Genomic DNA, 21,330 nt, shown 5'->3' with positions numbered 1-21,330 from the left:
TCTCGCTTCTCGCTTCTCGCTTCTCGCTTCTCGCTTCTCGCTTCTCGCTTCTCGCTTCTCGCTTCTCGCTTCTCGCTTCTCGCTTCTCGCTTCTCGCTTATTTTTTCAAACTCAACGTGCCGCCTTTGGGTTTTGCGGGTCGCTGCGTTTTATCTGCAGCCGGCTTATAGAAGGTTTTCCCTTTCGCTGACTTACCTTTCGACTCATTGTGTTTATCACCGCTGCGACCCTTTTTCGAATTTGGAGCGTGACGGAACTCGTCGGCGTTACGGCCTTTAAAGGTGCGCTGTTTTTGGTTGCGGCGAGCTGTTGATTGCTGATTTTCTTCACGACTATCAAATAGCTTGGCATCAGTCGCACGGCGGATACGTTGACCTTTCGCATCCACTTTTGATGCTTCTTCTGTGCCGCTTGAATCTTCACACATCGCCACGATCTCAGCCACTTCTGCGTCTGTTAAGTAGCGCCATTGACCGTTGGGAATACCATCAAGTGAGATGTTCATAATACGCACACGACGAAGTTTAAATACCTCATAGCCGAGCGCCTCACACATGCGGCGGATTTGACGGTTTAAGCCCTGAGTCAGCACAATGCGGAACGAATATTTTGTCTCTTTTTCTACTTTGCACGGCAGGGTAACGGTGTCTAGGATGTTAACGCCTGAAGACATCTGTTTAATGAAACTGTCGGTAATAGGTTTATCAACCCGTACCACATATTCTTTTTCGTGGTTGTTACCCGCGCGAAGGATCTTGTTGACGATATCGCCATCGTTGGTCAGGAAAATAAGTCCATCAGACGGTTTATCTAAACGGCCAATCGGGAAGATGCGTTTTTTGTGTCCGACGAAGTCGACTATGTTGCCTGGGATATCGCGCTCTGTGGTACAGGTGATACCGGTTGGCTTGTTTAATGCGATGTAAATAGGCTTATCACTCGCCGCTGCAATGGGTTTGTCGTCAACACGAACATCGTCACCCAACTGCACTTTGGTTCCCATTTCTGGAACTTTACCATTAATGGTTACTCGGCCTTGTTCGATTAAACGGTCTGCCTCGCGGCGCGAGCAAAAGCCGGTTTCACTGATAAATTTATTTAAGCGTTTAGCGGAATCTTGGGACATAGTTTGGCTACCTCAGTTACGTTTCACAACGGCGTTAAAAACAAAAAGCAGCCGTGGTGGCTGCAAGTAGTAAGTGTAACACTGGAGGACAATTTACCCCAAGCGCTTTTGGTGGCGCTCGCGGGTTTCAAGCTTTTTCTCGGCACTTTTACGCAGCATGACATAAACAGCTCCTGTACCACCGTGAAAGCGTTGCGCGCTATGTACGCATTGCACATCACGAATTTGTTGTAGCCACTGAGCAACGTAGCTTTTCATCAATGCGGGTGGATTAGAGCGCTCGCCACGTCCGTGGACAATGACCACAGTACGAATATCCATTTGGATGCACTGCTTGAGAAATTTGACTACTTCATCGCGCGCTTCTTTTAGGGTTCTTCTATGCAGATCTAAGCGAGCTTGAATAGGATATTTTCCAAGGCGTAACTTGCGATAGACGCCCTCTTGCACCCCATCACGCTTAAACTCAATCATATCTTCTGGCTTAAGCATTGGAGCGTGATCGATAGAGAGATATTCCGGGTCATCTTCCGTTAGCCAAATCGCGGCTTCGCGCTTCGCAAGTTGGGCATCCGTCACTTGATGCTGCTTTTTGTGCTCTGCTGTATCTTGGGCGAGGGGTTTTACATCGCCCATCATCTGCTGAAATAGAGCGAAGTCGTCGTCGTGAGACATAGCGACATCTCAAACTGGGGAAACAATATCGATATTATACCCATTAGGGTAAGAGTGTGATCAAGCTAGAAATAAAAAACCGAAGCAGACAAGCAATCTGCTTCGGTGCATAGCGAATAGGGCTAAGCGATTCTAGTGAGGAGATTTGTCGTTCGTCACTTTGTAGATAATGAAACCGCCATAGAACAGCATAAGACCTAAGGCGCCAAAGATCACAATCATCGAAGACAGACCTACCGCATTACCAAATAGGAGATCGAGCCAAAAGTCCATAGTTCCTCCATCGAGACAAAATGAGATGACGGGAATTAAGGTAAACTGCGGTTAAATATGCAACACTGATCTGGATCAATTGTTGTGAATACGTTGCGCATTTGTATTGATTGGTGTGTTTTTGCTCACACTTTGTCGCCCGTCGATGATGTTTTAGTCAAACGAACCGAAAGTGAGAAAAAGTTGCGTAAATGGCTTGCGTTCATATTTAGAATCCGTAATATACCACCTCGTTGACGGGCTGATAGCTCAGACACTAATCGGTGAATAGCGCAGCTTGGTAGCGCATCTGGTTTGGGACCAGAGGGTCGGGGGTTCGAATCCCTCTTCACCGACCACTTTCAGAAAGCCTGCTTCAATAGCAGGCTTTCTTCGTTTTCGGGAATGACTATTTGCTAGCATGGGATCTGAACCCAAGTGGGGTTCGCCTGATGTTCAAAGTATGTCTCTTCACCGACCACTTTTAGAAAACGGCTCTGATTAGTTTCAGGGCCTTTTTTACATCTGCGAACTAGTGATTCGACCGAGTGGGGTTCGCCTGATGTTCAAAGTATGTCTCTTCACCGACCATATTTAGAAAGCCTGCTTCAACAGCAGGCTTTGGTTATTTTCTGATTCAGTTGAATCGATGTGTGCGCTTTACGTTAGTACTTGAACTCACAACGCGTTGGTTGGCTTTGAGACAGCTGCTTGATGGTAAACCCTTCTCTTTCAAGCATTTTGAGTAAGCTTTGCTCACCGATAAGATGTAAGGTACCGACCACAATGAGGTATTGGCCTTTTCGTTTGGGCAGCCATTCTGGGGAAGCAAGCTTTTTTGCCCAGTCGAGATTACGCTCAGTCAAGAAAGCGTACTCAAACTCTTCCGACATAGAGGTTAACTGTGCGAACTCGTTGAGTTTGTCGATGTCTCCGTTTTTCCAACTGGTGATCAAGCAGCGCAGCGCGTTTTCTGAGTGGTCAAACTCTTCGAGTACGCTGACCAACATCTCTTGCCCACCCATGGGTTGACCAGTAAGAAGATCGATTTGGAACTGCATTGACTCTAAGCTTAGCGTCGGCACTTGCAACAGATCTGCTTTGACCATTAAGCGCACGTCCACGCCGTTTGCAGTTGAATAGCCCAAGTACTCTATTTGCTTCATTTGAATCGCCAAGGCGGCAGCCCAGGGCGGTGTGTTTAGCAAGTCACTACCATTTATTTCGAGTAAGTTAGCTAAGCCCAACAGCTCTTTCTGCTGCTGAGTGGTGAGTACGTCGCGGCTCGATAGGCGAGTGGTTGGATAGACCAGATCCCCCTTGTTACGGGTGTCGGTTTCAACGATCAATCCTTGGCTACTCTCTAGCTCGTCAAACAGACGCTTAGGCAATGGATACATCGACTCATCGCCGACATGAACTGAGCCGACAATAATGTACTTAAGTTTGCCTTTCTCAACTTGCCAGTAGAGCGGCTCTGCAGCGACTTGAGCGGTAATGAGCAGCAAGACGCTGAGTAAGAGTTGGCGCATAAGGTATCCTTCTGCTGTGTAAAAAACGTCGATTACCTAAATTCAACGAGGTTTGACGGAGAAAAAATTGCGGCTTATGTCACATTTACGCACCGCTTATGTCTTTTGATTTTATGCCAACAGAATCGATCGTGTGATCGTTAATCAATATTTCGCTAGATTACCGGGCAAAGGTGTGATTTTGTTCTCAGTAATCTCGTCAAAATAAGTCTGCCAATTTTAACGAGCATCTTAACTTAATGTTTTTATTGGTTTATTTCGAATGGTGAAATGTGAATTTTGAGAGTGATCACTTTTAGTAATTATTAATTTTACGACGCGAAATAACTCGAGCTATGTTTAAGCCATCTTGATTTTGACGCCTATTGTTTCGGGCCTCGTTCCACTTTTAAGGGTAAGTAAGATGTTTAAACACAGTCTCATCGCAACGTCTGTATTCGCTACATTGGCCGGATGCGCTTCATTCCAGTCAACTGAGCAAACTGTTGTCAATGCTTTGGCAGAGAATCTTGATGTCCAGTATCAGGTTGTCACTAATCATGGCGCGAATGAAGGTTTGGCTTGCCAGGAGTTGGGCGCTGAGTGGGCATCTTGTAATCAGGTCAACATGACCTTAGTCAATCAAGGAGAAGCCATTGACTCGAAAGATTGGGCGATCTACTTCCACAGCATTCGTTTGATTTTGGACGTCGACAATGATCAGTTCAAAATTTCTCGAGTAACCGGTGACCTACATAAGTTGGAACCCACCGACAAGTTTGAAGGTTTTGCTGCGGGCGAGGAAGTTGTCCTGCCTATGGTTGGAGAGTACTGGACGCTGTTTGAAACCGATTTCATGCCAGGCGCTTTTGTGACTGCGCCGAACGCAGAGCCTAAGATGATTGCATCTCTTAATACAGAAGACGTTGCTTCTTTCGTCACCGGCCTTGAGGGAAATAACCTAAAGCGTACCCCAGATGACAACAACGTATTTGCGAGCGCAGTGTCTCGCTTCGAGAAAAACCAAGACCTAACAAAACAGGATGTATCAACCACCTTACTTCCTACACCAATGTTTATTGAGGCGGGTGAGGGTAAAGTGAACATCGCTGGTGGTATTGCCTTGCCGGCAGAGGCGTTTGATGCGGCACAATTTGCAGCGATTCAAGCACGTGGCGAAGTGGTAGGTGTGGATGTTGCGGGTGAGCTTGCTGTAAGCATCGCCCTTGTTCCAGCAGACTTCACAGGGGAACTCGCAAAATCTGGTGCTTACGAAATGAGCATCAAAGGCGATGGTATTGCGATTAAAGCATTTGACCAAGCAGGTGCTTTCTACGCAGTACAATCTATCTTTGGCCTGATAGATAGCCAAAACGCGGAGTCTCTACCACAACTGTCGATCAAAGACGCGCCTCGTTTTGACTATCGCGGTGTGATGGTGGATGTGGCGCGCAACTTCCACTCTAAAGACGCTATTCTTGCGACGCTAGACCAGATGGCCGCGTACAAGATGAACAAATTGCACCTTCACCTTACCGATGATGAAGGTTGGCGTATTGAAATCCCAGGTCTACCAGAGCTGACTGAAGTCGGTGCCAAGCGTTGTTTTGATGTTGAAGAGAAAAGCTGTTTACTGCCTCAGCTTGGATCGGGTCCAACAACAGACAACTTTGGCTCTGGCTACTTCAGTAAAGCCGACTACGTGGACATTTTAAAATACGCTAAAGCACGTAACATCGAAGTGATTCCAGAAATCGATATGCCAGCGCATGCTCGTGCAGCTGTGGTTTCAATGGAAGCACGTTACGATCGTCTGATGGAAGAGGGCAAAGAAGCGGCAGCAAATGAGTACCGCTTGATGGACCCAATGGACCAATCTAACGTGACGACGGTTCAGTTCTACAACAAGCAAAGCTTTATCAACCCATGTATGGAGTCGTCGACTCGCTTTGTTGATAAAGTGATTTCTGAAGTAGCAGCAATGCACATCGAGGCGGGCGCACCGCTAACGACATGGCACTTCGGTGGTGATGAAGCGAAGAACATCAAGCTTGCGGCAGGTTTCCAAGACGTTAACGCCCAAGACAAAGTCAGCTGGAAAGGCACGATTGATCTGTCTAAACAAGATAAGCCGTTTGCACAGTCGCCACAATGTCAGACACTAATCACGGATGGTACAGTCAGTGACTTTGCTCACCTACCAAGCCACTTCGCAGAAGAAGTGTCTAAGATTGTGGCAGAGAAGGGCATTGCAAACTTCCAAGCTTGGCAAGATGGTTTGAAGTACAGCGAAGGTGAAAAGGCGTTTGCAACAGAGAGCACGCGTGTCAATTTCTGGGACGTACTCTACTGGGGCGGGACATCGTCGGTGTACGAATGGTCACAGAAGGGGTATGACGTAATTGTGTCGAACCCAGACTATGTATATATGGATATGCCTTACGAAGCTGACCCCAAGGAGCGTGGTTACTACTGGGCAACACGTGCAACGGATACGCGTAAGATGTTTGGTTTTGCCCCTGAAAACATGCCTCAGAACGCCGAAACGTCATTAGATCGTGATGGCAATGGCTTTACCGGTAAAGGTGAAATCGAAGCGAAACCTTTCTACGGTCTATCGGCACAGCTTTGGTCTGAGACAGTACGTAACGACGAGCAATACGAGTACATGGTATTCCCTCGCGTACTGGCAGCCGCTGAGCGTGCATGGCACCGTGCTGATTGGGAAAACGACTACAAAGTGGGTGTTGAATACTCGCAAAACTCTAACTTAGTAGATAAAGCGGCGCTAAACCAAGACTACAACCGCTTTGCCAATGTACTTGGTCAACGTGAACTGGCTAAGCTTGAAAAGTCAGGCATTGAATATCGTTTACCGGTACCGGGTGCGAAAGTCGCCGATGGCAAGCTAGTCATGAACGTTCAGTTCCCAGGAGTTGAGTTACAATACTCATTCGATGGTGAAAACTGGCTGCCATATGCGGACGACGCTCGCCCAGCGGTGAAAGGTGAAGTTTTTGTCCGCTCAGTCTCGGCGACGGGGGAGCGAGTGAGTCGAGTGACCAGTCTGAACTGATTCCATTGATTAGGTTAACGACCAAAACGCCTGGCCAACTGGCCGGGCGTTTTTATAACAGACTAGAGTTTAAGCAACCTGAGCTTGCTGTTGTTCCACTTGTACTGCATTACTGATGGGGGTTTCTGCACCATGCATCCAACGGACTAATGTATTTGAGAACATAAGCAGAATCACACCTGATACAGTGGCCGCAATAGCAATACCACCGAAAATAGGCATTGCGCCCAGCTCGCCGACGTGTGAGCCAATCAATCCCGCCACGTAGTTAGCAATGGCGTTGAAGCCAAACCAAGCGCCCATCATCAGCGACGCTAGACGCAACGGAGCGAGTTTGGTGACCAGTGACAGACCAATAGGCGACAGGCATAGCTCGCCTAGCGTGTGGAAGAAGAAGGCGCCAACGAGCCACAACATTGAGGTTTTTACTGCTGTGTCTCCGCCTTGTTCCATAACTGCGCCCACCATACATAGGAAGCCTAACGCAAGGAAGAATAGAGCAAGGGCAAATTTAACTGGAGAGTTTGGCTCTTTAGGCCCAAGTTTGACCCACAGCGCTGCGAGTACAGGTGCCAGAGTAATGATGAAGAACGGGTTCAATGACTGGAACCAGGCCGCTGGCACTTCAAAGTTGCCAATCATGCGGTCGGTGTACTGCTGCGTGTAGATGTTCATCAGGCCGCCCGCTTGTTCGAAACCGGCCCAGAAAACGATGACAAACAGCCCCATAACCAAGATAACTTTCAGACGATCAACTTCTTGCTTAGTAAGAGGCTGTTTTTGAGCTGATTGCTTGTTCTCAAGGTCACGCGTGGCCGCTGGAACCACACCAATGTCTCCAAGCCAAGATCTTGCCAGTGTCATCTGCATAACAAGGCTAATGAGCATACCGATCCCGGCAACAACAAAGCCCGCTTTCCAACCGAGTTCGTTGGTCACCGAGCCAGAGATGACACCTGCCAGTAGCGCACCAATATTGATCCCCATGTAGAAGATAGTAAACGCACCGTCTCGGCGGTTATCACCTTCTTGGTAAAGGTCACCGACCATAGTTGAAATGTTTGGTTTGAATAGCCCGTTACCTACGATTAGCAGTGCCAGACCAAGATAAAAACTGTGAGTAACGCTCATACCAATCATGTCGGCAGGCAGCGCCAAAGTAAATTGTCCGACTGCCATTAGGGCACCACCGATCAAAATGGATCGACGTTGGCCAAGGTAGTTGTCAGCCAGATAGCCACCAATCATAGGGGTTATATAAACCAGCCCAGTATAGATGCCGTAGAGGTCAAGGGCATCTTTGGTGGACCAGCCGAGACCGCCATTGAGGGTGGTGTCGGTAAGATAAAGCACAAGAATGGCGCGCATTGCATAGTAAGAGAAGCGCTCCCAAAGCTCAGTGCCAAACAGGAGGAACAGCCCGCGTGGGTGGCCGAAGAATTGTCGATGTTGGTTTGTCATAAGTTTTACTAATTTTGCATATTACAGATTTTAATTTTTAACTACATATACTCCTTAGGTTAATTATCTGCAAACTCTACCTAAATCAGGCTTAATGGCCTTTGTGGGCTTAAGTTTATGATTTACATAAATAAAAGTAGGGTGTTCGAAGGGCTGGCTTCGTGCTACAAACTTAGTTTGCAAAACTGAGGTGGCTTTTCTAAGTGGTTGCAGCCATCACTGATTTGGTGTGTTGGTATTTAAACTGCAATAAAAAAGGCACCGAAGTCGGTGCCTTTGTATCGAACTTTTGCTTAGTAAGCGTCGTTGTGTACGCTCTTAACTGCGCGGCCTGATGGGTCGGCCATGTTCTTGAATGACTCATCCCATTCAATTGCTTTAGCAGAAGAACAGGCTACTGATGGGCCACCAGGTACACACTCAGCCGCTGATGGGAGTGGGAACAGCTCTTCGAAGATTTCACGGTAAGCGTAGCCTTCTTTAGTGGTTGGGGTGTTGTACGGGAATCGGTATGCTGCCGTCTCCATTTGCTGATCTGTCACTTTCGCTTCAGCGACTTCTTTTAGCGTATCAATCCAGCTGTAGCCAACACCGTCCGAGAACTGCTCTTTCTGACGCCATGCGATAGATTCTGGTAGGTAATGCTCAAAACACTCACGAAGGATATGTTTTTCCATCTTACCGTTGCCACACATCTTGTCCTCTGGGTTGAGGCGCATTGCGACATCGATAAACTCTTTATCTAGGAAAGGTACACGACCCTCAACCCCCCAAGCAGCAAGAGATTTGTTGGCACGAGCACAGTCAAACATGTTGAGTGCCAGTAGCTTGCGCACTGTTTCTTCGTGGAACTCTTTTGCGTTCGGCGCTTTGTGGAAGTATAGGTAACCACCAAAAATCTCATCTGCACCTTCGCCAGAGAGTACCATCTTGATACCCATCGCCTTAATCTTGCGGCCCATTAGGAACATAGGGGTCGAGGCACGAATCGTGGTGACGTCGTAAGTTTCAATGTGGTAAATAACGTCGCGAATGGCATCCAGACCTTCTTGAATAGTGTAAGTCATCTCATGATGGACAGTACCGATCTGCTCGGCAACTTCTCGAGCGGCTTTAAGATCGGGAGCGCCTTCCAGACCAACCGCAAATGAGTGCAGTTGAGGCCACCAGGCTTCTGACTTCTCATCGTCTTCGATACGCATCGCCGCAAAGCGCTTAGCCACTGCTGACGTGATAGAAGAGTCCAGACCACCAGAAAGCAATACACCGTAAGGAACGTCTGTCATCAGTTGGCGTTTAACGGCGGCTTCCAGCGCTTCAGTCAGCTCTTCTTTGCTGGTTGAATTGCCTTGAACAGCAGCGTACTCGTTCCAGTCACGAATGTAGTAACGCTGTGGCTCTGAATCTGTTGAGCTGTAGTAACTACCCGGTGGAAACTCGCTGACCGTCTTACAAACAGGAACCAGTGCTTTCATTTCTGAAGCTACGTAGTAGTTACCGTGCTCATCATGGCCCTGGTAAAGTGGAATGATACCGATGTGGTCACGACCGACTAGGTATTGGTCCTTCTCTTCATCGTAAAGAACGAAAGCGAAGATGCCGTTGAGCTCTTCAAGCAGATCTGCGCCCATATCTTGGTATAGGGCTAGGATCACTTCACAGTCTGAATCCGTTTGGAAGTCGTATTTGCCCTCGTAACGAGCACGAATCTCTTTGTGGTTGTAGATTTCGCCGTTAACTGCAAGGATGTGTTTTTTATCAGGGCTGTAAAGAGGTTGAGCACCGCTGTTGAGGCCAACGATCGCCAGACGCTCGTGAGCAAGGATTGCTTTCTCTGAAGAGTAAATACCAGACCAGTCTGGGCCACGGTGGCGAAGCTTTTTAGACATTTCTAGCGCTACTGGGCGTAGCGCTTCTGCGTCACTTTTGATGTCTAAAATACCGAAAATCGAACACATACAACTTCCCTTTAAAATAAATTTAATCTGTTGAGTTCAATTTGCCATTTTGATTAAAAAAATCAACCGCCACTAATTAAAAAAGTGAACAAAGTGCCTTTGTGTTAAATTTCATCTAATTATTAATGTTGTTTGGTGAATGGTTTTTAACTGCGGTTGTTTTTTGTACGCTAGACTTAAGTAAGGCAGCGTTTGCGCTGCCTTAGTTTTGCTTATTGTTTGCTTATTGTTTGCTAAAGGTGGGCTGTAGCTGCTCACAGACATGGCGGGCGAAACCGCTACCTGCCTCATTATAGATGTTGAAGGCAGCATCGACTCCATTTTCAATCAGCGCATCAAGCTGATCTGGATATTCTGCGATCGCCGCAATCTGTCCTTGAAAGTTTCTGCGCCTCAGTTGCTCGAGCGCAATTTGATTTCCTTGGTGGTGAGGCATCGCCAGCAGTACCAGTTTAACGTTAGCGGTGTCTAGGATACGCTCCCAAAAGTCCGGGTCAGTGGCATCGCCGGCAATGACGTTGCGACCATGAGCTTTGTGTTGGTGGGCGGCATCATCGCGCACCTCGATACCTAAACTGATTTTTCCGTAGCGTTTACGTAGCTCATCATATGCGCCTGTACCGATGCGACCCATCCCCAGAATAAGCACCTGGGCGTGACCAGGGTTGATTAACTGATCGCGGGTATTGAGCTTTTCTGCTGCATGTTCGCGAAGCCAACGACCCGAGCGTTGATACAGTGCATGACCGTGACGGTTGATTGGCGCTGCCAAAATGAAAGAGATAGAAACAGCAATGGCTAACGCAACCATAATGTCGCTGCTCATCCAACCCATTTTGAAGGCAAGGCCGCCAACGATAAGCCCAAATTCACTAAAGTTAAACAGGCTCAATGACGCCAGTAATGAAGTCCGAACACGGAACTTAAAGGTGTTGAGCACCAAAAAGTACAAAATCCCTTTGAGTGGCAGCAGTAATAAGAACAGTAGCGCTAGGGCTAAACCGGAAAGCGTCGGCTCTGCAGACAGACCGATATTAAGGAAGAAGCAGACCAGAAACAGTTCTTTAAGGTTGAACAGCGATTTTGACAGCTCTGAGGCTTTTTTATGCCCGGCCAACAACATGCCTAAGATAAGCGCCCCAAGATCTGGTTTCATCCCGACCAGTTCAAACAGACCAGCACCGGCAACCAGCGCGAAAAAGATACCAAGCAATACCAGCATTTCACCGTGGCCTACCCAGTCGAGCATTTTGTAAAACAAGGGTCTGAGCAATGGCAGAGCAAACAGGGCTATTGCGTACCATTCTGGCAGTTTGCCTGTCGAAGCAGTGAGGAACACCACCGCGAAGATGTCCTGCATAACCAGTATGCCAATGGCGATGGTACCGTAAGTGGCGTTCATTTCGCCTTTTTCCTGCAGAGACTTGACGGCAAAAACGGTACTTGAGAAAGAGAGGGCGAAGCCAAGCAGCAAAATTTGGTCAATCGACATCGCCGCTAAAGAGGAAATACCGAGAAACTTAAAGCAAAGCAGGACAAGCGCGAATAGCGCGGTCGACAACAGGTTGTGAATGGTTGCTCCAGCCCAGATCTCTTTTGAAAGAAGCGTCTTTATCTCGAGTTTTAACCCGATAGTGAACAGAAGCAGAGTGACACCGAGGTCGGCTAACGTGATGATGGTGTCATTCGATTGGAAGCCAAACGCATGTAAACCAAATCCGGCCAGTAAGAAGCCGACAAGGGGAGGAAGGTTGCATTTTAGAGCAATAAAGCCTGCGATAAATGCCGCTGAAATTAAGATAAGTTCCATATTGGTGCTGTTTTGTCCTAAAAAAAACGGGCCACATAAGTGTAGCCCGTTATTCTAACTCAATTAGTTACTTACTGGTGCAGAAGATTAATCTTCTAACAATTTTTGTAACAAAACCCCGTTTAACATCGCACGCTTGATCATGGCAAATGCGCCAAGTGTGGGTTGCTTATCGATTTTAGATGCCACAATCGGTAATCCGCTGTGGAAAGTAGTCAATGATTGGTTTTCAACATTACGGCGAATGGCAGGAAACAGAATCTCTTCACATTGAGTAATGTCACCAGCGATGACTATTTTCTGCGGGTTAAACAAGTTAATGGTAATGGCAATAGCTTTGCCCAATTGGTTGCCGACTCGCACCAAACTTTGCTTAGCCAGCTCATCACCTAAGTTAGCGTGTTCACATACATCGCCAATATTGATGGTATCAAGTTCAGCCAGGCTAGATTCATAACCTTGCTGAATCAACTTGTTGACTCGCTCCACAATGGCAGGGTTTGCTGCGACGGTCTCTAAACAGCCAAAGTTGCCACATTGACACTGTTCGCCGAGAGGATCGATTTGAATATGACCAATTTCGCCAACGTTTCGGTTGTAGCCAAGAAATACCTGACCATTGACGATAATTCCCGCACCGGTACCGCGGTGGACACTGACCAGAATCGAATCTTGGCAATCCTGACTCGCGCCGAAGTAATGCTCAGCGAGAGCCATACCACGAACGTCGTTACCCACAAAGCACTGTACGTGGAAAGTGTTGTGAATTAAGTCTGACAGTTCGAGATTGTCGATGGAAATGTTTGGCATATATTCGACCACCCCGGTTTCTGGGTTAACCAGACCAGGTAGCGAGATACCAATGGCGATCAGCTGATTGATGATGGTTTGATTCGCTTGGATAAAGGCTTTGAGATGGGACAGCAAACCATCGATTAACTCTTCTTGAGTGGTGTAAAAAAACTCGGTGTAGTGTTCTGCGAGTTGTTTGCCACCTAAGTCGAACAAGCTAAATTGGATGTAGTCACGACCGATACGAATCGCGACAGAGTGGAAAGGCTCCACTTCTGTGGTCAGCGAGATGGCGCGCCGGCCACCGGTTGATGCTTGTTGCGCGACCTCTTTAATTAGGCCGCGCTCGAGGAGTTGGCGGGTGATTTTTGTAACACTGGCAGGTGCCAGTTGACTGACATCCGCGACTTGGATCCGTGAGATGGGACCTTGTTGGTCGATCAGTCTGTAAACTGCTGCACTATTTAGTTGTTTTACTAAATCTACGTTACCTATTTGTCCGCCATTCATGCTTAACTTTGCTCGTATTGTCCGTTAACAACCGTCGCCTGGACGTTGAAGTCACGATCAAACACGGTGAGGTTAGCGACAAAGCCTGGTTTAATTCGGCCAAGTTGCTGGTCAACACCTATTGCTTTTGCAGGGTAAAGAGTAGCCATGCGTAGTGCTTCGTCCAGAGCGATACCGACGTGCTCAACTGTATTTTGAACAGCCTCAATCATTGTGAGTGCTGAGCCGCCTAGTGTGCCGTTTTCATCAACACACTTACCATCTCGGTAATATACTTTCTTACCAACAAAAATAAAGTAATCCATGTCAGCGCCTGCAGGAGCTGTGGCATCGGTCACTAATACTAATTTTTCGCCCTTAATTTTGTGCGCGATTCGGATGTTGGCGTAGTCTACGTGGAAGCCGTCAGCGATGATGCCCGCATACACATCTGGTGTATCATAGATGGCTCCCACAACGCCCGGCTCGCGGCCGACCATTGGCGTCATGGCATTGAATAGGTGGGTGGCGAAAGTGATGCCCGCTTCAAAACCTTTACGTGCTTCTCTGTAGGTAGCGTTGGTGTGTCCGATAGACACCACGATGCCCGCATCTTTAAGGCGAGTGATGTGCGCAGAGTCGTTATGCTCAGGCGCAAGCGTCACTTTGGCAATTACATCTGCGTTCTCACACATAAAATCGATCATGCTGTCGTCAGATGGACGAATGTAGTCGACGCTGTGAATGCCTTTTTTCATCACGTTCAGGTATGGGCCCTCTAGGTGAAGACCAAGGGATTGGTTTTGGTATTTCGCATGGTATTCACGCGCAGCGGCGACAGATTGACGCATATCTTCATCAGAAGAGGTAATGAGCGTCGGTAAGAAGCTGGTACAGCCCGACTTAAGGTTAGCTAGGTGCATGGTCTGCATAGTTTCTGCACTGATTTCATCATTGAGCATCACGCCGCCACAGCCATTTAACTGCAGATCGATAAAACCGGGGCTGACATTGGCACCGTTGAGGTTGCGTACTTCCATTCCCTCTGCCAACTGGTCGGCAGGGCAGACTGATTGGATAAGACCGTTGTCAATGATAATGGCGTGTTCGGTTAAAACATCACTACCGGTAAATATCTTACAGTTAGTTAGCGCATACATGGTTAGCTAATCCTTATAGGTTAGATTCTTAATACTTTTGTCATCAAACTGAAGCGCTTCAATCACAACAATCTACTTTATTTGTGAGCTTCAATTAGATCGTAAAATATCTTTAGCAAACGAAAAATGGGTCGTTCTAAATTATCACAAATCTTTGCTGCTACTGGTGTGGCCAATGTATCTTGGTTGAATGATACCGTGGCGCTATGCCTGACCTGGCAACCCTAATAGCTATTATATATCAGATAAGAATACCTCGAATTCGACCGCTTCATTGCTATTTTTTTGTATTGTAAAATAAGTTTTATGATCTCGCTAGCAAAAAGCTCGGATATTGACAGATTCTGGTGATTATGATCACAAATGGTGAGGTTTTAATTTGCGGAGCAAAATTAATGTCATAAACTGAATGTGACTAAATTGAGCGACCAAAAAAAGTGGCTCAACCAAATACTAAAATCCTATAGGGGGAACTTAAGGTGAATATTCTTGGATATGCGCAAAAGTTAGGTAAAGCTCTTATGCTTCCTATCGCAACGCTTCCCGTTGCGGCGCTCTTACTACGTTTAGGTCAAGGAGACCTACTAGATATCCCATTCATGGCGCAAGCCGGTGGTGCTATCTTTGGTCAACTTCCACTACTATTCGGTCTAGGTATCGCGATCGGTCTTTCTAAAGACGGTCAAGGTGCTGCAGGCCTTGCTGGTGCGGTTGCGTACTTCGTACTGACAGCAACAGCTACCACAATCAACGCTGACATCAACATGTCATTCTTCGGCGGTATCATCGCTGGTATTATCGCTGGTCACTCATACAACGCTTTCCATGCAACTCGTCTTCCTGAGTGGTTAGCTTTCTTCTCAGGCAAGCGTCTAGTCCCTATCATGGCGGGTCTATTTGCTCTAGTCGCGGGTGCCATCGGTGGTGTGGTTTGGCCAAGCATTCAAGGTGGCCTTGATGCGCTTGCGCACGCAGTATCAACCTCTGGTGCTGTGGGTCAATTTGTTTACGGTACACTTAACCGTGCGCTTATCCCTGTTGGTCTTCACCACGTTCTTAACTCTTACTTCTGGTTCGGTATGGGTACGTGTCAAGAAGTTCTAGTCACTGGCGCACAAGCTGCTGGTAACGCACTTCCTGCACTACAACAGCTTTGTGTTGACCCAGCGCTAGCTAAGACTCTTGTTGCTGGTCAAACTCATACTTTCGAATTCGCTAACGCTGTAAACCCAGAAATCACTGCAACAGTAAAAGAAGTGACTGAAACTGTGAAATCGGGTGACCTACACCGTTACTTCGGCGGTGACAAGTCTGCTGGTGTATTCATGAACGGCTTCTTCCCTGTCATGATGTTCGGTCTACCAGGTGCTGCGCTTGCAATGTACTTTGCTGCTCCTGCTGAAAAACGTCATCAAGTTGGTGGTGCTCTATTCTCAGTGGCTTTCTGTTCATTCCTAACAGGTATCACAGAGCCTCTAGAGTTCATGTTTGTCTTCCTAGCACCTGCGCTATACGCAATGCACGCCGTCTTCACAGGTCTAGCTCTTGTGGTAGCGAACATGTTTGGCACGCTGCACGGCTTTGGTTTCTCTGCAGGTCTTATCGACTTCGTATTGAACTGGGGTCTAGCAACTAAACCAGTGACTCTACTGCTTATCGGTCTTGGCTTTGGTGCGCTTTACTTCTTCACCTTTACGTTCGCTATCCGTGCGTTCAACCTGAAATCACCAGGTCGTGAAGATGACGAAGATGCAACAGCTTCAGCACCAGCTGGTGAAGCGAAAAATGGTGACCTAGCTCGTCAATACCTAAAGGCACTAGGTGGTCACGACAACCTAACTTCAATCGATGCTTGTATCACTCGTCTACGTCTAACACTGAAAGATCGCTCTGTCGCTGACGAAGCCGTTCTTAAGAAGCTTGGCGCGAAAGGTGTGGTGAAACTAGGTGAAAACAACCTGCAAGTTATCCTTGGCCCTCTAGCGGAAATCGTTGCTGGCGAAATGAAAGCTATTGGCGCTAACGAAGACCTATCGGGTGTGAAATTGCCATAACCTAGACGATTCATCGTTTATCTAAAAAGCCTCCTCTGGAGGCTTTTTTTGTTTTGTCTGTTGTTTATTTAAACGATGCTTGCGCCCTTCGAAAGAAACCTGTTGTGCTTTTGCTCCATATCAATGGAAATCGCCAATTATTTACTAATAAACGCGCGGTTGTAGTTGTGTATTGGCGAGGAATTGTGGATCATTAGTCGCCATGTGCTCGGAGGTTTTATGTTAACTTCGAGCGGAATTTCTCTGACAATACTGAAATAATTGAGGTGCTATAGATGAGTGAAGCTGAGGCTCGTCCATCGAATTTCATTCGCCAAATCATCGATAAAGATTTAGCGGATGGTAAACACACAAGCGTGCATACTCGTTTCCCACCAGAACCTAACGGTTATCTGCATATTGGTCACGCTAAGTCAATTTGTTTGAACTTTGGTATTGCTCAGGACTATCAGGGTAAGTGTAATCTTCGTTTTGATGATACCAACCCTGAGAAAGAAGACGTTGAATACGTTGAGTCAATTAAGAATGATGTGAGCTGGCTGGGTTTTGAGTGGGATGGTGAGGTTTGTTACTCGTCAAACTACTTCGACAAGCTTTACGGCTACGCAGTGGAATTAATTAACAAAGGCTTAGCGTACGTTGAAGAGCTAAGTCCAGAGCAGATCCGTGAATACCGCGGTACACTGACCCAACCAGGTAAGCCTAGCCCATACCGTGACCGCTCTCCAGAAGAGAACTTAGCGCTGTTCGAGAAAATGCGCGATGGTGGTTTTGAAGAGGGCAAAGCCTGTTTGCGTGCCAAGATTGATCTTGCCTCATCCTTTATTGTGCTGCGCGATCCCGTCCTTTACCGTGTTCGTTTTGCAGAGCATCATCAAACGGGTGACAAATGGTGCATTTACCCGATGTACGATTTTACCCACTGTATTTCTGATGCGCTGGAAGGGATCACGCACTCGTTGTGTACATTGGAGTTCCAAGACAACCGTCGTCTTTACGACTGGGTGCTTGAGAACATCACTATCGACTGTCAGCCACGTCAATACGAGTTTAGCCGCCTAAATCTCGAATATACGGTGATGTCAAAGCGCAAGCTTAACCAGCTGGTGACCGAAAAATTGGTGAATGGCTGGGATGATCCACGTATGCCGACCATTTCAGGTCTACGACGTCGTGGCTTTACACCTGCTTCAATTCGTGAGTTCTGTAAACGTATTGGTGTGACTAAGCAAGACAACATGATTGAAATGAGCTCTCTTGAGTCTTGTATTCGCGATGATTTGAATGACAATGCACCACGTGCGATGGCTGTACTGGATCCGGTTAAAATCGTCATTGAAAACTACGATGCGGATAAGGTTGAGACCTTGACTCTAGCCAATCATCCTAACAAACCTGAAATGGGTGAGCGTGAAGTGCCATTTACTCGTGAAGTATGGATTGAGCGTGAAGATTTCCGTGAAGAAGCGAACAAAAAGTACAAGCGTTTAGTGCTTGGCAAAGAAGTTCGTTTACGTGGTGCGTATGTGATTAAAGCTGAGCGTATTGAGAAAGATGACGCTGGCAATATCACCACGATTTTCTGTAGTTACGATCCAGACACGTTGGGCAAAAATCCAGCTGATGGTCGTAAAGTTAAGGGCGTGATTCATTGGGTATCGGCTGACAAAGGCTTACCTGCGGAAGTTCGCTTGTACGACCGTTTGTTCACGGTTCCAAACCCAGCAGCAGCAGATAACTTTGCAGAAACGATCAACCCTGAATCACTGGTGACAGTGAAGGGTTTTGTTGAGCCGAGCTTAGCGAGTGCGCCTGCAGAAAAAGGATATCAGTTCGAGCGCATGGGTTACTTCTGTGCTGATGTTAAAGATTCAAAGCCGGAGGCTTTGGTCTTCAACCGCACTGTGGGTCTGCGTGATACCTGGGCCAAGATTGAATCTAAGTAATCTTGCTCACTCAAACGAAAATGCCAGCAGAAGCTGGCATTTTTTTCGCTCAATGAAAACGTGATAGCTCAATCAATAAAGGCGCTCAGTGAGCGCCTTTACATTATTTCGGTTTATGTGCATTTGGGTCGTCTTTACAACTTCCATCGCTGCATTTGCCATATAGGTACAAGCTGTGGTTTGTCAGTGTGACGTTGTACTTAGCGGCGATCTCTTTCTGGCGCTCTTCAATCAGGTCATCAGAAAACTCGATGACTTCACCGCAATCGAGACAGACCAAATGGTCGTGATGGTGTTGAGTAGAAAGTTCAAATACTGATTTACCACCTTCGAAGTGATGGCGTGTCACGATACCTGCATCATCAAATTGGTTTAATACTCGGTACACGGTAGCAAGACCGATCTCTTCTCCTAGATCAATCAGCTTCTTATATAAATCTTCAGCGCTAATATGTTGGCATTCTGGCTGCTGTAGTACTTCTAAAATCTTCAGTCTAGGTAGAGTGACCTTAAGACCAGCATCCTTGAGCGCTTGGTTGTTGTCTGACATATACTTTCCTGTTGATGATCTGCAGTAATTAACAGAATTCAATATTCCTATCATTATAGGGTAGTCGCCTCTAACAATAAACCACGAACTTCAAGGGGTTACTACTCTTTTTTTATAAACTAGTGTGACGTCACTGATATACGACATCGGACCAGTTACAATTGTGCAACATTTACAAAGTGATGGTTAGGGATCAAGGATGCACAAGTCATTGGCGAAAATCTATAAACCTGGTTTGGTGAAATTTGCGCTCAATATATGGCCACCGTTTTGGGGCGCAGGAATAAAAATTCTCTCTATTAGTGATGATTTCCGTGAGGTCAAGATGAGGCTAAAGCTGAGATGGTGGAATAAAAACGCCAATCGAACTCAATATGGTGGCAGTATCTTTTCATTAACGGATCCCACTTATTCACTGATGTTGATGGGGATTCTGGGTGAGCGCTATTATGTGTGGGATAAAGAGGCGAGTATTAACTTTATAAAGCCGGGTCAGAGTGACCTGTTTGCCGAGTTCTGTGTCACCGACGATCAACTGCAAAGCATACTTTCACAAACAGCAGAAGGCGATAAGTGTTTCCCTGAGTTCGTTATCTATGTCAAAGATTGCCAAGGGCAGGTCGTTTCTGAAGTGCAACGTAAGCTTTATGTGCGTAAAAAGCCTCAGTTCAGAGACGAAGAAGAGCAGCAAACGGCATAAAAAAACCTCCCATTAGGGAGGTTTCGATGTCGGATATGATTAGCCTTCTAACTCGGCAAGGCACATCTCATCATAAATCTGCTTACACCAGTTAGTGACGCGCTCTTCAGTCAACTCTGGTTGGCGATCTTCGTCGATACATAGACCAACAAACTGGCTGTCATCACCCTCAACCAGACCTTTCGACGCTTCAAACTCGTAACCTTCGGTTGAAGTGTAACCAAGGATAGTGCCGCCTTTCGCTTCAACGATATCGCGCACGGTACCCATCGCATCACAGAAGTACTCGGCATAATCTTCTTGGTCACCACAGCCAAAGATAGCGACTAGCTTGGTCGAGAAATCGATCTGCTCTAGTTCTGGGAAAAAGTCGTCCCAGTCACATTGTGCTTCACCGTAGTACCAAGTAGGGATACCAAGCAGCAAGAGATCAAAGTTGTCGATATCTTCTTTGCTACTCTTTGCTATATCTTGAACGTGAACCAGTTGTTTACCTAGTTGCTTTTGAATCATCTTTGCTACAGCTTCAGTGTTACCTGTATCGCTACCAAAGAAGATGCCTACACTTGCCATAGATTCGTTACCTTTCTTCAATTATGTTGTGGCTTGGCTATTCAGCCAATACCACCACCTTCCCAGCTCAACTGGATGATGCCTTTAGCAATAAAACCAGCGCAGCCAAGGAACAGGACTAACCATACAATGCGGCGACCGAAAGGGGGGACATTTCCCGCTTTTAATACATCTTTTATCGCCATACCTATTAGAAAAAAGATAGACGCAAAAAGCAGATCGAGACCAATAGACTCGAGCATGTTCATGTAGTCGTAAAGCATGGAATCCCTTTGTGCCAAATTACTTGCGCCGAACTATACCATTGTTGCTGGATAAAGTTAACGGCTTGAGCGCATCAGAGCGCTCATTCTGTTTTACGCAATAAATTTACGAATCGCTCGGAGAACTTCAGCTGGCTTTTCAGCATGCAGCCAGTGCCCGGTATTGGCGATAACATGGGCTTTAGCGCGGAGAAACTGCTTTTGTACCTCGGGCTGGTGTTGCGCGGTGAGGTAGTCGGAATCGCCCCCTTTAATAAAGAGGGTTTCAATTTGGCTTGAACTGATTGGCTCCCAACCTAGGATGTGCCAATAGTTGTCTGCCAAGCTAGCAACATTAAAACGCCACGTCAGATACTGATCTACCTTGTACAAGGATTTACTGAGAAATTGGCGAACGCCATCGAGCTCGATATGTTCTGCGAGCAAAGCTAGCGCGTGTTTACGTGTGGTCGGTTTGTGTTCGAGAACCGCTTGTAAACCTTTAAACACGTTATCATGTCGGTTTTGATTGTATTTGACTGGTGCCATATCGAGGACTAACAGCTTGCTGATTCTGGCTGCGGCGATGTCGGCGAGTTTCATCGCTACTTTGCCACCCATAGAGTGACCAATCACAATGGCATCATTGACGTCGAGGTGCTCGAGTAGCTGCTGAACATCCTTCGCCATCACCAGATAGTTATGCTCATCGCTGTGGAACGACTCGCCATGATTACGTAAATCGACACTAATGACACGATGGTCGGTTTTAAGATCTCTAGCCAACAGGCCGAGGTTATCTAAATTGCCAAATAATCCGTGGAGCAAAATAACTGAGCGGCCTTGCCCCTCGTCTTTGTAGTTGAGCAGTTGTGACATTTTTATTTATTCGTAACAGGTTAACCGTAGAGTCTGTGTAAAGATCTCGCTATAATCCCCAAGAGTTTAAACATAG

Annotated in this window: 17 protein-coding genes and 1 tRNA gene; 5 read left to right on the top strand and 13 right to left on the bottom strand. The window is 46.8% G+C overall.

What is annotated here, in order from left to right:
* Positions 1-97: 97 nt before the first annotated feature.
* From rluF to MTO69_RS09845, 3 genes are all read right to left on the bottom strand, one after another.
* A complete protein-coding gene (gene rluF / locus MTO69_RS09855) occupies positions 98-1,126 on the bottom strand; it encodes a 23S rRNA pseudouridine(2604) synthase RluF (protein WP_248328798.1) in 1,029 nt (342 codons plus the stop codon).
* A 93-nt stretch (positions 1,127-1,219) separates the two neighbouring features.
* Positions 1,220-1,801 (bottom strand): DNA endonuclease SmrA, encoded by a 582-nt coding sequence (gene smrA / locus MTO69_RS09850; RefSeq protein WP_248328796.1) that lies wholly within the window; start codon positions 1,799-1,801, stop codon positions 1,220-1,222.
* A 132-nt stretch (positions 1,802-1,933) separates the two neighbouring features.
* Positions 1,934-2,074 (bottom strand): DUF3149 domain-containing protein, encoded by a 141-nt coding sequence (locus MTO69_RS09845; RefSeq protein ID WP_248328794.1) that lies wholly within the window; start codon positions 2,072-2,074, stop codon positions 1,934-1,936.
* Positions 2,075-2,335: 261 nt separating this feature from the next.
* On the opposite strand from MTO69_RS09845, the gene MTO69_RS09840 reads away from it, so the two are divergent.
* Positions 2,336-2,412: transfer RNA gene (locus MTO69_RS09840), tRNA-Pro, on the top strand.
* 306 nt (positions 2,413-2,718) lie between these two features.
* Here MTO69_RS09840 and MTO69_RS09835 read toward each other — a convergent pair.
* The gene (locus MTO69_RS09835; RefSeq protein WP_248328792.1) at positions 2,719-3,585 is read right to left on the bottom strand and encodes a TraB/GumN family protein; all 867 of its coding nucleotides are present in this window, start codon (positions 3,583-3,585) and stop codon (positions 2,719-2,721) included.
* A 403-nt stretch (positions 3,586-3,988) separates the two neighbouring features.
* On the opposite strand from MTO69_RS09835, the gene MTO69_RS09830 reads away from it, so the two are divergent.
* Positions 3,989-6,640, top strand: coding sequence for a beta-N-acetylhexosaminidase (locus tag MTO69_RS09830; RefSeq protein ID WP_248328790.1), 2,652 nt, complete (start codon positions 3,989-3,991; stop codon positions 6,638-6,640).
* 69 nt (positions 6,641-6,709) lie between these two features.
* On the opposite strand, the gene MTO69_RS09825 is transcribed toward MTO69_RS09830, so the two are convergent.
* From MTO69_RS09825 to nagA, 5 genes are all read right to left on the bottom strand, one after another.
* Positions 6,710-8,101: a peptide MFS transporter gene (locus tag MTO69_RS09825; protein WP_248328788.1), complete on the bottom strand. Its 1,392-nt coding sequence runs from the start codon at positions 8,099-8,101 to the stop codon at positions 6,710-6,712.
* Between the two features lie 293 nt (positions 8,102-8,394).
* Complete coding sequence (gene asnB / locus MTO69_RS09820; protein WP_248328786.1) at positions 8,395-10,059, bottom strand: asparagine synthase B; 1,665 nt, start codon at positions 10,057-10,059, stop codon at positions 8,395-8,397.
* Positions 10,060-10,282: 223 nt separating this feature from the next.
* Positions 10,283-11,869: a cation:proton antiporter family protein gene (locus MTO69_RS09815; RefSeq protein WP_248328784.1), complete on the bottom strand. Its 1,587-nt coding sequence runs from the start codon at positions 11,867-11,869 to the stop codon at positions 10,283-10,285.
* A gap of 87 nt (positions 11,870-11,956) precedes the next feature.
* Positions 11,957-13,171, bottom strand: coding sequence for a DNA-binding transcriptional regulator NagC (gene nagC, locus MTO69_RS09810; protein ID WP_248328782.1), 1,215 nt, complete (start codon positions 13,169-13,171; stop codon positions 11,957-11,959).
* A gap of 2 nt (positions 13,172-13,173) precedes the next feature.
* Positions 13,174-14,310: an N-acetylglucosamine-6-phosphate deacetylase gene (gene nagA / locus MTO69_RS09805; RefSeq protein ID WP_248328780.1), complete on the bottom strand. Its 1,137-nt coding sequence runs from the start codon at positions 14,308-14,310 to the stop codon at positions 13,174-13,176.
* Positions 14,311-14,789: 479 nt separating this feature from the next.
* On the opposite strand from nagA, the gene nagE reads away from it, so the two are divergent.
* Both nagE and glnS read left to right on the top strand, forming a co-directional pair.
* Complete coding sequence (gene nagE / locus MTO69_RS09800) at positions 14,790-16,364, top strand: N-acetylglucosamine-specific PTS transporter subunit IIBC (protein WP_248328778.1); 1,575 nt, start codon at positions 14,790-14,792, stop codon at positions 16,362-16,364.
* Positions 16,365-16,639: 275 nt separating this feature from the next.
* Positions 16,640-18,310 (top strand): glutamine--tRNA ligase, encoded by a 1,671-nt coding sequence (glnS, locus tag MTO69_RS09795; RefSeq protein ID WP_248328776.1) that lies wholly within the window; start codon positions 16,640-16,642, stop codon positions 18,308-18,310.
* A 103-nt stretch (positions 18,311-18,413) separates the two neighbouring features.
* On the opposite strand, the gene fcrX is transcribed toward glnS, so the two are convergent.
* Positions 18,414-18,860 carry a ferric iron uptake transcriptional regulator gene (gene fcrX, locus MTO69_RS09790; protein WP_248328774.1) on the bottom strand — a complete coding sequence of 149 codons (447 nt, stop codon included), beginning with the start codon at positions 18,858-18,860 and terminating at the stop codon, positions 18,414-18,416.
* Positions 18,861-19,059: 199 nt separating this feature from the next.
* Here fcrX and MTO69_RS09785 point away from each other — a divergent pair, with 199 nt between their 5' ends.
* Positions 19,060-19,560 carry a DUF4442 domain-containing protein gene (locus MTO69_RS09785; protein WP_248328772.1) on the top strand — a complete coding sequence of 167 codons (501 nt, stop codon included), beginning with the start codon at positions 19,060-19,062 and terminating at the stop codon, positions 19,558-19,560.
* 39 nt (positions 19,561-19,599) lie between these two features.
* Here the strand turns inward: MTO69_RS09785 and fldA are convergent, their stop codons facing one another.
* From fldA to MTO69_RS09770, 3 genes are all read right to left on the bottom strand, one after another.
* The gene (gene fldA, locus MTO69_RS09780) at positions 19,600-20,133 is read right to left on the bottom strand and encodes a flavodoxin FldA (RefSeq protein WP_248328770.1); all 534 of its coding nucleotides are present in this window, start codon (positions 20,131-20,133) and stop codon (positions 19,600-19,602) included.
* A gap of 41 nt (positions 20,134-20,174) precedes the next feature.
* On the bottom strand, positions 20,175-20,396 hold the full coding sequence (locus MTO69_RS09775) for a DUF2788 domain-containing protein (protein ID WP_004413180.1): 222 nt from the start codon (positions 20,394-20,396) through the stop codon (positions 20,175-20,177).
* 93 nt (positions 20,397-20,489) lie between these two features.
* Entirely contained in the window at positions 20,490-21,254 is a 765-nt protein-coding gene (locus tag MTO69_RS09770) for an alpha/beta fold hydrolase (protein ID WP_248328768.1), read from the bottom strand.
* Positions 21,255-21,330: the final 76 nt, after the last annotated feature.

The sequence above is a fragment of the Vibrio sinaloensis genome, assembly GCF_023195835.1.
GTDB classification, from domain to species: Bacteria; Pseudomonadota; Gammaproteobacteria; order Enterobacterales; family Vibrionaceae; genus Vibrio; species Vibrio sinaloensis_C.
This window is presented reverse-complemented; position numbering and strand designations above follow the sequence as displayed.

What these genes read in the sequence shown, in the direction of transcription:
- rluF (WP_248328798.1), bottom strand. Translation starts at nt 1,126, where the DNA reads ATGTCCCAAGATTCCGCTAAACGCTTAAATAAATTTATCAGTGAAACC.
- smrA (WP_248328796.1), bottom strand. Translation starts at nt 1,801, where the DNA reads ATGTCTCACGACGACGACTTCGCTCTATTTCAGCAGATGATGGGCGAT.
- MTO69_RS09845 (WP_248328794.1), bottom strand. Translation starts at nt 2,074, where the DNA reads ATGGACTTTTGGCTCGATCTCCTATTTGGTAATGCGGTAGGTCTGTCT.
- MTO69_RS09835 (WP_248328792.1), bottom strand. Translation starts at nt 3,585, where the DNA reads ATGCGCCAACTCTTACTCAGCGTCTTGCTGCTCATTACCGCTCAAGTC.
- MTO69_RS09830 (WP_248328790.1), top strand. Translation starts at nt 3,989, where the DNA reads ATGTTTAAACACAGTCTCATCGCAACGTCTGTATTCGCTACATTGGCC.
- MTO69_RS09825 (WP_248328788.1), bottom strand. Translation starts at nt 8,101, where the DNA reads ATGACAAACCAACATCGACAATTCTTCGGCCACCCACGCGGGCTGTTC.
- asnB (WP_248328786.1), bottom strand. Translation starts at nt 10,059, where the DNA reads ATGTGTTCGATTTTCGGTATTTTAGACATCAAAAGTGACGCAGAAGCG.
- MTO69_RS09815 (WP_248328784.1), bottom strand. Translation starts at nt 11,869, where the DNA reads ATGGAACTTATCTTAATTTCAGCGGCATTTATCGCAGGCTTTATTGCT.
- nagC (WP_248328782.1), bottom strand. Translation starts at nt 13,171, where the DNA reads ATGAATGGCGGACAAATAGGTAACGTAGATTTAGTAAAACAACTAAAT.
- nagA (WP_248328780.1), bottom strand. Translation starts at nt 14,310, where the DNA reads ATGTATGCGCTAACTAACTGTAAGATATTTACCGGTAGTGATGTTTTA.
- glnS (WP_248328776.1), top strand. Translation starts at nt 16,640, where the DNA reads ATGAGTGAAGCTGAGGCTCGTCCATCGAATTTCATTCGCCAAATCATC.
- fcrX (WP_248328774.1), bottom strand. Translation starts at nt 18,860, where the DNA reads ATGTCAGACAACAACCAAGCGCTCAAGGATGCTGGTCTTAAGGTCACT.
- MTO69_RS09785 (WP_248328772.1), top strand. Translation starts at nt 19,060, where the DNA reads ATGCACAAGTCATTGGCGAAAATCTATAAACCTGGTTTGGTGAAATTT.
- fldA (WP_248328770.1), bottom strand. Translation starts at nt 20,133, where the DNA reads ATGGCAAGTGTAGGCATCTTCTTTGGTAGCGATACAGGTAACACTGAA.
- MTO69_RS09775 (WP_004413180.1), bottom strand. Translation starts at nt 20,396, where the DNA reads ATGCTTTACGACTACATGAACATGCTCGAGTCTATTGGTCTCGATCTG.
- MTO69_RS09770 (WP_248328768.1), bottom strand. Translation starts at nt 21,254, where the DNA reads ATGTCACAACTGCTCAACTACAAAGACGAGGGGCAAGGCCGCTCAGTT.